Origin of the sequence: Maribacter corallii (genome assembly GCF_047345415.1) — a bacterium.
Lineage (GTDB): Bacteria > Bacteroidota > Bacteroidia > Flavobacteriales > Flavobacteriaceae > Maribacter_C.
On record NZ_JBLFEP010000005.1, the window covers coordinates 209,928 to 224,715 of the forward strand.

The 14,788-nt window shown below is 43.4% G+C and carries 15 protein-coding genes; 10 read left to right on the forward strand and 5 right to left on the reverse strand.

The genetic code is table 11. The features are described 5' to 3' along the window. Window positions 1-4 precede the first annotated feature (4 nt). The 7 genes from ACKWCA_RS18415 (at window position 5) to ACKWCA_RS18445 (ending at window position 7,276) form a co-directional block, all read left to right on the forward strand. Window positions 5-1,168, forward strand: a complete 1,164-nt coding sequence (locus ACKWCA_RS18415; RefSeq protein ID WP_413979698.1) for an MFS transporter — start codon at window positions 5-7, stop codon at window positions 1,166-1,168. A gap of 82 nt (window positions 1,169-1,250) precedes the next feature. Continuing rightward, complete coding sequence (locus ACKWCA_RS18420) at window positions 1,251-2,579, forward strand: M28 family metallopeptidase (RefSeq protein WP_413979699.1); 1,329 nt, start codon at window positions 1,251-1,253, stop codon at window positions 2,577-2,579. 76 nt (window positions 2,580-2,655) lie between these two features. Then, complete coding sequence (locus ACKWCA_RS18425) at window positions 2,656-4,287, forward strand: M1 family metallopeptidase (RefSeq protein WP_413979700.1); 1,632 nt, start codon at window positions 2,656-2,658, stop codon at window positions 4,285-4,287. A gap of 25 nt (window positions 4,288-4,312) precedes the next feature. After that, window positions 4,313-4,636, forward strand: coding sequence for a hypothetical protein (locus tag ACKWCA_RS18430; RefSeq protein WP_413979701.1), 324 nt, complete (start codon window positions 4,313-4,315; stop codon window positions 4,634-4,636). A 2-nt stretch (window positions 4,637-4,638) separates the two neighbouring features. Next, the gene (locus ACKWCA_RS18435) at window positions 4,639-5,445 is read left to right on the forward strand and encodes an arginase family protein (RefSeq protein ID WP_413979702.1); all 807 of its coding nucleotides are present in this window, start codon (window positions 4,639-4,641) and stop codon (window positions 5,443-5,445) included. After that, complete coding sequence (locus ACKWCA_RS18440; protein ID WP_413979703.1) at window positions 5,442-6,239, forward strand: hypothetical protein; 798 nt, start codon at window positions 5,442-5,444, stop codon at window positions 6,237-6,239. Before ACKWCA_RS18435 ends, ACKWCA_RS18440 begins: the two co-directional genes overlap by 4 nt. After that, entirely contained in the window at window positions 6,236-7,276 is a 1,041-nt protein-coding gene (locus ACKWCA_RS18445; RefSeq protein WP_413979704.1) for a zinc-dependent alcohol dehydrogenase family protein, read from the forward strand. Before ACKWCA_RS18440 ends, ACKWCA_RS18445 begins: the two co-directional genes overlap by 4 nt. 63 nt (window positions 7,277-7,339) lie before the next feature. Here the strand turns inward: ACKWCA_RS18445 and ACKWCA_RS18450 are convergent, their stop codons facing one another. The 3 genes from ACKWCA_RS18450 to ACKWCA_RS18460 all read right to left on the reverse strand — a co-directional run bounded on the left by ACKWCA_RS18450 (window position 7,340) and on the right by ACKWCA_RS18460 (window position 9,829). After that, complete coding sequence (locus tag ACKWCA_RS18450; protein WP_413979705.1) at window positions 7,340-7,822, reverse strand: hypothetical protein; 483 nt, start codon at window positions 7,820-7,822, stop codon at window positions 7,340-7,342. A gap of 18 nt (window positions 7,823-7,840) precedes the next feature. After that, window positions 7,841-8,788, reverse strand: coding sequence for a phosphoribosylaminoimidazolesuccinocarboxamide synthase (locus ACKWCA_RS18455; protein ID WP_413979706.1), 948 nt, complete (start codon window positions 8,786-8,788; stop codon window positions 7,841-7,843). An 87-nt stretch (window positions 8,789-8,875) separates the two neighbouring features. Then, window positions 8,876-9,829, reverse strand: a complete 954-nt coding sequence (locus ACKWCA_RS18460) for a PhoH family protein (RefSeq protein ID WP_413979707.1) — start codon at window positions 9,827-9,829, stop codon at window positions 8,876-8,878. A 125-nt stretch (window positions 9,830-9,954) separates the two neighbouring features. Between ACKWCA_RS18460 and ACKWCA_RS18465 the strand changes: the two genes are divergently transcribed. Further along, a complete protein-coding gene (locus tag ACKWCA_RS18465) occupies window positions 9,955-10,785 on the forward strand; it encodes an SAM hydrolase/SAM-dependent halogenase family protein (RefSeq protein WP_413979708.1) in 831 nt (276 codons plus the stop codon). A gap of 297 nt (window positions 10,786-11,082) precedes the next feature. Continuing rightward, entirely contained in the window at window positions 11,083-12,201 is a 1,119-nt protein-coding gene (gene dnaN, locus ACKWCA_RS18470) for a DNA polymerase III subunit beta (protein ID WP_413979709.1), read from the forward strand. Window positions 12,202-12,283: 82 nt separating this feature from the next. Here dnaN and ACKWCA_RS18475 read toward each other — a convergent pair whose 3' ends face one another. Both ACKWCA_RS18475 and ACKWCA_RS18480 read right to left on the reverse strand, forming a co-directional pair. Continuing rightward, window positions 12,284-12,622 carry a DUF4870 domain-containing protein gene (locus tag ACKWCA_RS18475; RefSeq protein ID WP_413979710.1) on the reverse strand — a complete coding sequence of 113 codons (339 nt, stop codon included), beginning with the start codon at window positions 12,620-12,622 and terminating at the stop codon, window positions 12,284-12,286. A gap of 85 nt (window positions 12,623-12,707) precedes the next feature. Beyond that, on the reverse strand, window positions 12,708-13,130 hold the full coding sequence (locus ACKWCA_RS18480; protein WP_413979711.1) for a hypothetical protein: 423 nt from the start codon (window positions 13,128-13,130) through the stop codon (window positions 12,708-12,710). Between the two features lie 119 nt (window positions 13,131-13,249). Between ACKWCA_RS18480 and mnmE the strand changes: the two genes are divergently transcribed. After that, window positions 13,250-14,647, forward strand: coding sequence for a tRNA uridine-5-carboxymethylaminomethyl(34) synthesis GTPase MnmE (gene mnmE, locus ACKWCA_RS18485; protein WP_413979712.1), 1,398 nt, complete (start codon window positions 13,250-13,252; stop codon window positions 14,645-14,647). Window positions 14,648-14,788: the final 141 nt, after the last annotated feature.

Below are 14,788 nucleotides of genomic sequence, written 5' to 3' on the forward strand. Positions count from 1 at the left end.
CATTTTGAATAGACCATGGCATATTTTACCTGTCATCATCGGCGCTCAATTCGCTAGCACTTCCTTATGGTTTGCTGGGAATTCCATTATCGAAGAACTCACCCTCAAAACCGGCTTGGGTACAGAAATCATAGGTTATGTACTATCCTCCGTGCAGTTGGGATTTATAACAGGCACCTTGCTTTTCGCCTTGTTGATGGTCGCCGATCGTTATTCCCCTTCACGTGTTTTCTTGATCTGTGCCATTTTAGGCGCCCTGGCCAACCTGATGCTCCTTTCAGAAGAAATCACCACATGGAACTTGCTTTTGGCCCGATTTGCCACTGGGTTTTTCTTGGCCGGTATTTATCCCGTCGGAATGAAAATCGCAGCGGACTATTACGAAAAAGGGTTGGGCCGCGCTTTGGGTTATTTGGTAGGCGCATTGGTACTGGGTAGTGCTTTTCCCTATCTATTGAGTGGTACGGATTGGGGTTCAAACCCTGACTTGGTCATCAAGACAACTTCGTTACTGGCTGCCCTCGGTGGATTGTCGATATGGTTTCTTGTCCCCAACGGCCCATTTCGGAAACCCAGTACCGAATTGCAACTGAGCTCGGGTGTCAAGTTATTCAAGATCTCTGGGTTTCGTAAGGCCGCATTCGGTTATTTTGGACACATGTGGGAATTATACGCCTTTTGGGCTTTTACGCCCTTGGCCATTCAAACGTTCAATTACATGAATGGGCAAACGCTATCCATTCCCTTTTGGACAGGGATTATCATCGCTTTGGGAGGAGTCTCTTGTATGATCGGTGGTCTAGTTTCACAATTTACCGGTAGCAAGAAGGTAGCCTCCGCCGCCCTCTTTGTATCCGGGGCTTTTTGTTTGCTCTCGCCAGTATTGTTTCAAGCCCCCACCTTCTTTTTTTTAGCCGGATGGTGTTTTTGGGGTATGGCTGTGACTGCCGATTCCCCTCAATTTTCCAATTTGGTCGCTGGTGCATTGCCCCACGAACTGAAAGGTACAGGACTGACCCTGGTCAACTGTATCGGTTTTGCCATCAGTATTTTAAGCATACAATTGCTCGTATACCTAGCGGAAAGACAAAATCCTCAATATCTCTTTTTGATTCTTGCGTTAGGCCCCATAATTGGCCTATGGCAATTGGCTCAGAAATCCACTTAAAATTAATACATTGTACCTTAAATAAACACTTTTGAAAATTCACTTCTAGGCATCACAACTGCCCTAATACAAAATTACTACTATGAAAAAATCATTACTCGTCCTTTTACTGATTTCCGCTTTCGGTTTCTCTCAATCCGATTCACGCATCTACGACATCATCGATGCCGTTTCCACCGAACGCATTGAAAAGGACATCACCACCCTCGCCAATTTCGGAACGCGACATACCTTAAGTGATACGGTTTCAACAACTCGGGGGATCGGGGCGGCCCGGCGTTGGATAAAAAGTGAGTTCGATAAAATATCAGAGGCTTGTGGTTCTTGTCTCGATGTATCCTTCCAACGTGATTTGGTAAAAAAGGGTACGAACCAACGCATCGTCAAAGATGTTTATGTGGTCAATGTTGTCGCCATTCAAAAAGGCACTAAATATCCGAACCGATATATCATCATGAGCGGTGATATCGACTCGCGCGTCAGTGATCCAACCAACTTTACAGATGATTCGCCAGGGGCCAATGATAATGCCAGTGGAATGGCAGGCACTATTGAAGCGGCCAGGGTACTCTCAAAGTATAAATTTGAAAGCAGTGTCATTTATTTAGGTCTTTCAGGCGAAGAACAAGGTCTTTTTGGGGGACAAGGTCTCGTAAAGCAAATGAAAGCGAATGGTTGGGATATCATCGGTATTTTCAATAATGATATGATCGGCAATATCAAAGGAGTTGACGGAGTGATCAGTAATCGTGATTTTAGAATTTTTTCCGAACCCGTACCGGCAACGGAAAGCGAAGAGCAGCGCAGGGCCAGACGTTTTTATGGTGGAGAGGTTGACGGTGTTTCAAGACAACTGGCGCGTTATGTGCACAAGACAACAAAAACCTATATGCCCGAAATGAACCCCATGATGATCTATCGCCTTGACCGATTTGGAAGAGGGGGGCACCACCGTCCGTTCAACGATGCTGGATATGCCGGTATTCGAATTATGGAGGCCCATGAAAACTACACCCAACAGCATCAAGACATTCGTATCGAAAATGGTATCGATTATGGGGACGTACTGGAACACGTGAATTTTGACTATGCCAAAAAATTGACCGCGGTCAACGCCATAAACCTGGCCTCTTTGGCCTGGGCACCTCCAGCTCCTGAAAAAGTGGAAATCGGAGGTATTGTGGAACCATCAGCAAAATTCCGATGGAGTAAGGTCGAAGGGGCCGTCGGATATAAGATTTATTGGCGCGATACTACCTCGCCTACCTGGGACCATAGCCGTTCCGTTGGTGATGTAACGGCATATACATTGGAAGGAATCGTTATTGACAACTTCTTTTTTGGAGTTTCCGCCGTGGGCAAAGATGGCTTTGAAAGTCCGGTGGTCTTTCCAAATGCGGTATTTCGATGAATTGTATGATGACACTGCAGTCAAAGATTTATCCTTTTTAAAAGCGAGAACGCTATAATTCCATAAAGTTCAAGACATGGTTAAAAAATTAGTACTGATATCGGCAATGTTCCTGGTTGCGGTCATGGCACACGGTCAGACCTTTACCAAACAAGATACCCTCCGTGGAAGCATCACACCAGAGCGCGCTTGGTGGGATCTGAGCTATTATGACCTTAACATCAAAGTGCAACCCGATAAAAAATACATCTCGGGCTACAATATGATTCACTACAAGGTTCTTGAAGAAAACAATGTCATTCAGATCGATTTACAAGAACCTTTGGAAATTACCGGTATTTCGCAAGACAACGAACCACTTGATTATGGCCGAATCGGACCCGCTTATTTCATCAACTTGAAAAAGAAACAGGTTCCGGGAGAATACAATCAACTCTATGTGCAATATGCCGGCAACCCAAAAGAAGCCGTTCGTGCCCCTTGGGATGGCGGATTTTCATGGAGTAAGGACGACAACGGAAAAGATTTTGTGGCCACGTCATGTCAAGGCCTCGGGGCTAGTGCTTGGTGGCCCAACAAAGACCATATGTATGATGAAGTGGACAGTATGCGAATCGCAATCGATGTTCCTAAAGATTTGATAGCCGTAGCAAACGGAAGACTGCGAGAAGAATATGAATACGAGCATGGCGGTTACAAATTATACGAATGGTTTGTGGCCAATCCGATCAACAACTATGGCGTCAATGTGAACATCGGGGATTATGTCTATTTTGGAGAACCCTATGAGGGCGAAAAAGGAACCCTTGATCTAGACTATTGGGTGCTAAAAGATGATCTTGAAAAAGCCAAAGAGCACTTCAAGGACGCACCTAAGATGATGAAGGCCTTTGAACATTGGTTCGGCCCCTACCCCTTTTACGAAGACAGCTTTAAATTGGTACAAGTACCCTATTTGGGCATGGAGCATCAGAGTTCGGTCACCTATGGCAATCAATGGAAAAAAGGCTATTTAGGTAAGGATTTGTCAGGTACGGGTTGGGGCCTAAAATTCGACTTTATCATTATTCACGAAGCGGGCCACGAATGGTTCGCGAACAACATTACCTACAAAGACATTGCCGACATGTGGATCCATGAGGGTTTCACGGCCTATTCGGAAAATCTCTTTCTGGATTATTACTACGGAAAAGAAGCATCAGCGGATTATGTAATCGGCACGCGAAAACTCATTCAAAATGACCGACCGATTATCGGCACATACGATGTGAACCACGAAGGATCTAGTGACATGTACTACAAAGGTGCCAATCTCTTGCATACCCTACGTACCTTGATCGATGATGACGACCGATGGCGAGAGATCCTAAGGGGCTTAAACAAAGAGTTTTATCACCAAACGGTCACCACCAAGCAAATTGAAGATTATGTTTCCAAGAATTCCGGCAAGGATCTCGACAAGATTTTTGAACAATACCTGAGAACTGCCAACATCCCGGTCTTCGAGTATCAAGTTGATGGGGCTGCGATTAAATTTCGCTACACCAATGTCGTTGACGATTTCAAGATGCCCTTACAAGTGCAAATCGGGGAAAAGAAAACATGGTTATCCCCTTCCACAACGTGGAACTCGAAAGAAATCGATGGGGATATATCTGCTTTGGAAGTTAGTCGCGATTTCTATGTGGTCTCCAAAAAAGTGAAGTAATGATTTCATCGAAAAAGACACGATCATGAGAGAAGAGAAACTAAAAATCTATGATGCCTTGGTCGCCAAATGCCCTAGATTTGAACGCAAGGGAAAAACCATGCCCTATACTTCCGCCAATGGGCATATGTTTTCATTATTCAACAAAGATTGTGAAATCGGCATTCGGTTTTCAAAGACGGTTCAAGAAAAATACATACAAGAGTTTCCCACATCCATTTATAGATCCTATGGCGCGGTAATGCGAGGATACATCCTAATTCCGGAACGAATGTGGGACGATCTGGACACGCTTGCCGAATACCTTAATGAGAGCTACGACTACGTCATGTCTCTTGATCCCAAATAATCATGAAAATCTACTTTCCACAGTGGCAGGGCTCCGGAACGGGAAAAAACATTGCGTTAGGTGCAGCGACCATTTTAGAGTCCTTAAATGATAACAGCTTCAAACAAATAAGCCTATCTGCGATCAAAGCGGGAGTTGACGGTCAAAAAGCACACAACATCAACAATTATTCCGCTATAGTGGAGCAATTGGAACGACTACAATCGGAAATCGACAAAGGCAATCCCGATACCCTGCAAATCATTGGAGGGGATTGCGGCTTGGAAATTGTGCCTGTGTCGTATTTGAACAAAAAATATCCGAATTTAGGAGTCATCTGGTTTGACGCTCATGCCGATATTAACCGGCCCTGTGATTCGGTCAGTTGTAATTTCCATGGAATGCCCTTACGAACTTTACTGGGTGAAGGCGTGCCCGAAATGAATGCCCTGTTGGCATCAACCCTTGCTCCTTCACAAATTCATTATGTCGGGTTGCGGGATATTGACCAGCCGGAGCAGACCAGAATCGAAGAAGATAACATCTATGCCCCAAAGACCTTTGACCCACAAGCCTTAGTGAAAACTCTGGAAGCAAAGACTATCACCAAGCTATATCTACATTTTGATTTTGACTGTTTGGATCCAAAAGCCTATGAGAAAACATATTATCAGGTTCCAAATGGCCTAAGCATTTCGGAAGCCGAGGTGGGCATACAAACACTGAAAGACCGATTTGAAATTGTGGGCGCTAGCGTTCTTGAATCCGTGACTCCGCAAGTTTCCGAACTCAAGCCCATCGAAAATATTTTAAATCTCTTACTGAAATGATCACAAAAATCGCAAGTACCCTATTGCTCGGTTTCGTCCTTTTGCTCATCAGCTGCAAGGAAGTCAATGAAACAAAGCGGCCGGCCAATTTATCCAATGAAGTGCTAGTACTCGGAACGATTCATGGCGGCCATCTGACCGATACCGTATATACTACGGCCTATTTGACCAAGTTGATTCGAGAAATCGACCCGGACTTTATTCTGGCCGAAATTCCTCCGAATCGTTTTAAAGAAGCGATGAACGGCTACATTCGCGATGATAGCATTTCAGAACCACGGGTTATGCGATTTCCCGAGTATACCGATGTTGTTTTTCCGCTTACAAAACAAATGGACTTCGAGATTATTCCCACTGCCGGATGGACCAAGCCCATGGCCGACGAACGCGCCGCCAAGCTGAAAGCCATAAGTGCCGACTCTTCGAGAATAAATGATTGGAAAACGTATCAAGAAGGGAATAGAAGTTCAGATTCCATATACCGCTCCACGGGCAAAGTCAACGACCCTTATTTCATCCATACCCATGCCTACGATAGCATTCAAGATATCGCCCTACAGCCTTATAACCGACTCTTCAACGTTGAATTGGGCCTTGGAGGTTGGGAAAATATTAATATCGCCCATTACTGGAACATTGAAAAGGCCTTGGAAAAGTACCGCTATCAAGGAAAACGGTTTTTGATCATTTACGGTGCGGGACACAAAGGTTGGTTCCTACGGCAATTGAGAAAACGCGATGATATCGATATATTGAAGATGCAACCCTTTTTAGATGCCATTAAAGTGCCATGAAAGCAGTAGTATATGAAACATTCCAAGGCCCGCTAACGATTCAAAATGTTCCGGACCCTACACCAAAAAAGCATGGTGTCATCGTAAAAGTAAAGGCAACCGGATTATGTAGAAGCGATTGGCATGGTTGGATGGGCCACGACCCCGATATTGTGCTACCACATATACCTGGGCATGAACTCGCAGGAGAAATCGCCGCTATCGGTCGCGATGTTAAAAAGTTCAAGGTCGGGCAACGGGTTACCGTTCCTTTTGTTTGTGGATGTGGAACATGTGGAGAGTGTTCTTCGGGTAATCATCAGGTATGTGGCTATCAAAGTCAACCGGGTTTTACGCATTGGGGTTCTTTCGCGGAATATGTCGCCCTTGATTATGCGGATACCAACTTAGTGCTACTCCCTGATGAAATAGATGACCGTACCGCAGCTACTTTGGGTTGTAGATTTATCACGTCATATCGGGCCATAGTTGCCCAAGGGCGGGTGCAAGCCGGTCAATCCGTAGCCGTTCACGGTTGTGGTGGTGTGGGGTTATCGGCTATTATGATCGCAAAGGCTTTCGATGCAAAAGTCATCGCCATTGACATCAATGATGAGGCCTTGACTTTAGCAAAGGAATTGGGGGCCGACACGACGATAAATGCGACGGCTAATTCGGCAATACTAACGCAGATAAATGAGGTTTCTAAAGGAGGGGTTCATGTCTCACTTGATGCCTTGGGCAGTGAAATCACTTGTTTGAATTCCATTCATAGTCTTAGAAAGCGCGGAAAACACATTCAAGTCGGCTTGATGACCGGAAATCATAAACACCCAAAAATACCAATGGATAAAGTTATCGCCAATGAATTGGAAATCTTGGGAAGCCATGGCATGCAAGCCCATAAATATCCTGAAATGTTGGCACTCATCAAAGAAAAAAGACTTCAGCCCGAAAAATTGATCGAACGCACCCTTTCGTTACAAGAAGTCCTCACCGCCCTACCAAATATGAACAGCTTTGAAAACAAAGGAGTTTTGATTGTTGATTCGTTTTAATCTGGATTGCTAGACATCTTAGAATTGCACTTTTCAAAAGTATATTCGCTATAGCCCTTCTATTTAAGAAAGATGAGCTACTATCCTCTTCTGTTCTCGTTTTAGTTTTCGCTGTTCCCGGCTTTCTTTTCGTCTTTGTCGCCTCGCCCGTACTTTCTCTTCAGAACCACGAACAAGATACACCAGATAACCGATTCCATTGCCAATGCCCACACCAATATAATGGGGAACCGCAAATATCCCTTCAAAAATCTTTCCGAATACGGTACCGTATTTCACAGTGCAGGCTTGTCCAATATAGGACATGCGCCACCAATGCCGAGTGCTTTTTCCTGCCCTACCGTCTTTATATACCTCGCCCCCCGTAATGTAAACACACTTTAAATGATGCCAAGGGGTGCATTGGTTCACGACCTTTGTTCCTTTTGCAAAAGGAGCTAAAGCAAGACTATCTGGAATACTGATAGTGGATTTTTGGGCGATTAGTGGTTGTATTCCAGAAAGAACACATATTAGGCAAATCAGAAAACGACACCAATATCCCATGATGATAGTACTGTCTTTTTAATTCAAATACGCCAAAATATTTTTTTCGATACGTTCTTGAATATTATCAATATCGGCTTTCTCGAAAACTTCCCCAGTAATATTCTCATACAATTCAATATACCGCTCAGAAACACTTTCAATGTATTCATCCGACATCTCGGGTACTGTTTGTCCTTCCAAACCTTGAAAACCATTTTGGATCAACCATTGCCGGACAAATTCCTTGGACAACTGTTTTTGAGCTTCTCCCCTATCTTGCCGTTCTTGATACCCATCCACATAAAAATAACGAGAAGAATCAGGAGTATGAATCTCATCGATCAGCACAATCTCGCCTTCTTTGGTTTTTCCGAATTCGTATTTGGTATCTACTAAAATCAATCCCCGTTCCGCAGCAATTTCAGTTCCCCTTTGAAACAGGGCCTTGGTGTATTTTTCAAGAATGATATAATCGGCTTCCGAGACAATTCCCCTTTTCAAAATATCCTCTCGAGAAATATCCTCATCGTGATCGCCCTTCTCCGCTTTTGTGGCAGGCGTAATGATCGGCTCAGGAAACTTGTCATTTTCTTTCATTCCTTCAGGCATGGGAACGCCACAAAGCATTCTGCGTCCAGCCTTATACTCACGCGCGGCATGACCTGACATATACCCGCGTATGACCATCTCTACCTTAAAAGGTTCACAAGCATGCCCCACGGCAACATTGGGATCCGGCGTAGCCAACAGCCAATTGGGAACAATATCTTGGGTTGCCGCCATCATCTTGGTAGCAATCTGATTGAGTATTTGACCTTTATAGGGAATCCCTTTGGGCATCACAACGTCAAAGGCCGAGAGGCGGTCAGTGGCCACCATTACCAATACATCGTTCGCAAGCGCATATACCTCGCGTACTTTTCCTTTATAGATACTCTTCTGATCGGGAAAATTGAAGTTAGTATCGATTATCGTGTTGTTCATATGATCTATTCAAAATAGTACTTTAACTACCTACTACCAAAGCTACATTGTCTGCTGCTCCTCTACATAAATCCGTTCACGGTCAAACTAGTTCTGGTGCTCAATATTCTTGTACGCCTCGATAACCTTTTTGACCAATTTGTGACGAATGACATCTTTATCATCTAGGTATATAATGGCGATACCTTCTGTATTTTGAAGCACCAAAATGGCTTCCTTCAGACCTGAGATTACCCGTCTTGGCAAATCGATCTGTCCGGGATCGCCCGTAATCAAGAATTTCGCGTTCTTTCCCATACGGGTCAAGAACATTTTCATTTGTGCATGGGTCGTATTTTGAGCTTCATCCAGAATAACAAAAGCATTATCCAATGTACGTCCTCTCATAAATGCCATAGGGGCGATTTGTATGGTACCATTTTCAATGAAATGCGCTAGTTTTTCGGGAGCGATCATATCCCGTAACGCGTCATACAAGGGTTGCATGTACGGATCAAGCTTTTCTTTAAGGTCTCCAGGAAGGAAGCCCAAGTTCTCGCCAGCTTCTACAGCCGGACGTGTCAAGATAATGCGTTTCACCTGTTTTTCTTTCAATGCTTTGACCGCAAGGGCTACCCCTGTATAGGTTTTTCCCGTACCTGCCGGACCGATAGCAAAGACCATGTCGTTTTTCTTGGCCGCATCGACCAGTCTGCGTTGATTGGCCGTTTGTGCTTTGATAAGCCGTCCACTAACACCGTGTACCAATGTTTCACCGCTTTTCTCGGAAGATTTCAAATCATCGTCCCCGTTACTCGTTAGTACGCGTTCAATGGCATTTTCATCAAGCTTATTGTATTTGGCAAAGTGGCTCGTCAACATGTCGAACCTTTTGTCGAACTCCTCTAAAAGCGCTTCATCACCATATACCTTGATCTTATTGCCCCGCGCAACGATCTTCAGTTTCGGAAAGTATTTTTTAAGTAGATTGATGTTCTCGTTTCCCTGCCCAAAAAACTCTCGAGGGCTGATTTCGGTAAGTTCTAGAATAAGTTCGTTCAAAAATGAAAATGTTAAGATGGAGCCTTGGAAATATAATTTCTACTGGCTATTTTTTTGTTTAGTTTTGTGTCTCAAAAGTAAGCAAATATCAGCTTCATTCATCATAAACATATCAACATTGCTGCATGGCAATCATCACGTTAACTACTGATTTTGGGATTAAAGACCATTTTGTAGGTGCCTTAAAAGGCAGTATTTACAAAGAACTGGCAGACGTGAAAATTGTTGATATCTCGCATGGTATCGGTCCGTTCAATATTCAGGAATGTGCCTATGTACTTTCCAATGCCTACAAGAGTTTCCCTGAAGGCACCATTCATATTGTCGGGGTCGATTCGGAACCTACTAGGGAAAATCAGCATCTTGCTGTATATCTTGACGGTCATTACTTTATTGCGGCGAATAACGGGGTTATCGGATTGTTGACTTCGGAGATCAATCCGGAAAAAGTAGTGCAAATCAATATTCCGAATCCTGTGCACGGATCCTTTCCGGTAATGGATGTTTTTGTTCAAGTGGCATGTCACATCTCTCGAGGGGGCACTTTAGAAGTCGTCGGCAAACCCTTTAACGAACTAAAAGAGTTGCGGGATTTCTTCCCTAGTGTAACCGATAATGGAAAAAAAATAATCGGAAGTGTACTCTACATTGACAACTATGGCAACGTCATCACCAATATCAAGAAGAAGTTCTTCGAAGCTTATCGCAAAGGCCGTGAATTCGAACTGAATGCACGCACGACCAAAATACGGCAGATCCACAATAAGTATAGCGATATCATCAACTTCGACCTTGAAAAAAACAAACGAAAAGGAGCGGGTGATATTTTGGCCCTGTTCAATTCATCGGACTATATTGAATTGGCCATTTACAAAAGTGACCTCAACACCGTCGGTGGCGCCTCTACCCTATTGGGGCTGGATTATCGTGATACGATCAGCATCGATTTTCTCTAGCTGTTCAGTTATAAACATTGGCATCACAAAGTGGTTTGTGTTTTCTGGCTATGCTATCGTGTGACCTTCGTGGCATCACATCTTGGTACGACTCGATTTAGGACGGCCAGTAGCTTTCGGCTTGGGATAATTTCCACTGTTAACCTACGAAAAAAGGTACGGATGTGTTAATAAGTTTGTTTCGCTAAAATGCCGAATTCAAATATCTTTGTTCGACTGGTGTTTTTTTTAATAAATGCTTGGTTTTGATTTAATGAAAATAGCGATATTCGCCATATCAAGAAAAAACAATAACACATGAAGTTCATAGTATCCAGCACCTATCTTTTGAAACAATTACAGGTTTTGGGCGGTGTCATCAACAATAGCAACACCCTACCCATTTTGGATAATTTCTTGTTTGACTTGCAACAAAACAAGTTGACGGTATCGGCCTCGGATTTAGAAACGACCATGAGTACTGTTCTAAAAGTCGATTCTGATAATGAAGGCACTATAGCCGTGCCCGCGCGTTTGTTGTTGGAGACCTTAAAAACATTTCCGGAACAACCTTTAACTTTTGTGGTAGAGGACAATAATACCGTTGAAATCAGTTCAAATCATGGTAAGTATGCTCTTGCCTATGCTGATGGGGCAGAATTCCCAAAGGCCGTTGAATTGGCCAGTCCTAGTTCGACGACCGTTCTCGGGGATATCCTGGCGACTGCGATCAACAAGACTATTTTCGCTGCTGGAAATGACGATTTAAGACCCGTGATGAGCGGTGTATTTTTTCAATTTTCTCCGGAGAATCTGACCTTCGTCGCGACTGACGCCCATAAATTGGTCAAATACAGACGTGAAGATGTTTCGGCATCACAAGTGGCAGAATTCATTATGCCCAAAAAGCCCTTGAACCTCTTAAAAGGGATTTTAGCCGGAAGTGAGTCCGACGTACTTATCGAATATAATGACAGTAATGCGAAATTCAGCTTTGAGGACACCGAATTGATCTGTCGTTTGATCGATGGAAAGTATCCCAATTATGAAGCGGTAATCCCAAAGGAAAACCCGAATAAATTGACGATTTCAAGAAACCAATTTTTGAGTTCGGTACGCAGGGTATCTATCTTTTCAAATAAGACCACCCATCAAATACGTTTAAAAATCGCAGGAGCCGAATTGAATATTTCGGCAGAGGATATCGACTATAGCAATAAGGCGGAAGAGCGACTCACCTGCGCCTATCAAGGTGACGACATGCAAATCGGATTCAACTCCCGTTTTTTGACGGAAATGCTGAACAACCTTAATTCAGATGAAGTCTCATTGGAAATGAGCTTACCGAACAGGGCCGGGATCTTAACTCCTTCGGATGGTCTTGATGAAGGGGAAAATGTGACCATGTTGGTAATGCCGGTCATGTTGAATAGTTAGTAGACTTTATACTATATAGAAAATAAAAATCCTGAACCGTAGTTCAGGATTTTTTTTATGTTCTCTTGAAATCGAAAATGATCTATATAAATTCAAAAGTCATTGGGTAATGGGGAGCCTTACCATTACTTGCCCTCACTGCATTAATGATCGGAAAGATAAAGTAACCGATACCTAGGATCAAAAAGCCGAGTAGACCGAGACCGAAAAATAGAATCAAGGGTACACATAATAATACGTAAAGGAACATCGTGATTCTAAAATTGATGATCGCCCTACCGTTCTCATCCATATCGATGATTTTGTCCTTTTGGGTCAGCCATATGACCAAAGGCACAAGAAGGCCTCCAAGACCCGTGACGAAATCGAGTAATTGACTCAGGTGCGTCGCTGCTAAAAGTGTTCTGTTTTCTGTTTGCATGATTTTTAGTGTTTAAAGATTGATGTACAGATATGACGCTAAAAACCTTAAAATGTTACACGCATGCCCAACAGAAGGTTTTCCATTACTGTTTACTTTCAAGCTTGCGTAGCTTTTCTTTATTTTTCAAGACACTCAATTTCATCTTTTCCATCTTATTGTTCATTTTCTGAACCTGGATAGGCGAAAGTTTGCCCTTTACCTTTCCTGTGTCCAGTTTTTCCTGAAGTTTGATGATTTTCTGCTCTTCCTTGACGATTGCCTTTTTCTTTGAAGAGATCGCTTTCGCCAGTTTTTCGGCCTTCTTCGCTTTTTTTTCAGCCCTTTTTTGGGCTTTTTCGGCTTTCTTCGCTTCTTTTTCAGCTTTTTTGGCCTCTTTTTCGGCCTTTTCAATTTTTTTCTGGGCCGCGACCACGGCTACAGAGTCGTTTACTTGTACTGTTTCTTGAGCGTAACCTGTCGTGGTAAGGGTCAACAATGCTACAGCCGAAAAAATAATTCGCTTCATGTTCAAAGTGTTTATAGTTAGTTTTCAAAGATAAGAAATACTATTACTAGCCCGTTCATGGGGACTTCAAATACCATTGGGAGTCTTTCTTTTTGCCTATTTTTGCGCAAAATTCGACTATGGTATCAACGGATACGGTTATTGCTTTGGCAACACCCGCTGGAACGGGTGCGATTGGTGTGATTCGTATTTCGGGGCCGAAAGCCATCGAAATGGTCACTCCCGTCTTCCAATCTATACGTGGGAAGGATCTGAGCAAGCAGAAAAGCCATACGATACATTTAGGCCACCTCATCGATGGTGAAAAGTCTTTGGATCAAGCCTTGGTTTCAATCTTTAAGGCACCCCATTCGTACACCGGGGAAGATGTCGTGGAACTATCGTGTCACGGATCACCATATATACAGCAGCAGGTCATGCAACTCTTTCTGAGAAACGGTTGCCGAACCGCTGATGCTGGGGAGTTTACCCTCAGGGCCTTTCTCAATGGAAAGTTGGATTTAAGCCAGGCCGAAGCGGTGGCCGATTTGATCGCTTCCGATAATGCCGCGAGTCACCAAATCGCTATGCAGCAGATGCGGGGAGGCTTTAGCAATGAAATTAAGGTTTTGCGCGATGAACTCCTGAATTTCGCTTCCCTGATCGAGTTGGAGTTGGATTTCTCGGAAGAGGATGTGGAGTTTGCCGATAGAGATCAGTTCAAAGCTCTTTTAGACCGTATTCAGAACGTCTTGAAACGCCTCATCGATTCGTTTGCCGTCGGCAATGTCATCAAAAATGGGATTCCCGTCGCTATTGTCGGAGAACCCAATGTGGGCAAATCGACCTTGCTCAATGCGCTGTTGAACGAAGAGCGGGCCATTGTCTCTGAAATCGCCGGAACCACACGTGATACCATCGAAGACGAAATAACGATCGGAGGACTGGGTTTCCGGTTTATCGATACGGCGGGAATTCGCGATACCAAAGATGTGGTAGAAGGTATTGGCATTCGAAAGACCTTTGAGAAAATAGAGCAAGCACAGGTAGTGTTGTATTTGATGGATTCTAATGAGGTATGTAATTCGGCCGAAGCTCTCCAGAATCTTTTAACGGAAATCGAAAAGGTCAAGAACAAACATCCACAAAAGCCGCTGCTCGTCATTGCCAACAAGGCGGATACCATTACGTCTAAGGAAATCACAAAACTCAAATCCCAGATCCCAAAACTACTCATGATATCGGCTAAAACTGGTGAAGGGGTCGAGGATCTTAAAAATCAATTATTGAATTTTGTCAATACCGGCGCCCTCAAAAACGATGAGACCATTGTCACCAATACGCGTCATTATGATGCCTTAGGCAAAGCCTATGAGTCAGTAGATAAGGTGCGTTCGGGAATGGTAGAAGGTATTTCCGGGGATCTTTTGGCTATCGACATCCGTCAGGCCCTGTATCATTTTGGCGAAATTACCGGTGAGATAACTTCCGACGATTTGCTGGGTAATATTTTTGCCAATTTCTGTATCGGTAAATAAATAAGTTAATTTTTAAATTTCATTTAGATTCATTTGTTTTCATTTAATTGATTATCAATAAGTTGTTAAAAACTATTTCTTTTCTTCGTTTCTTTTAATAGCCTATTTTTATATATTTATTTCACCTAATTTTCACCTCGA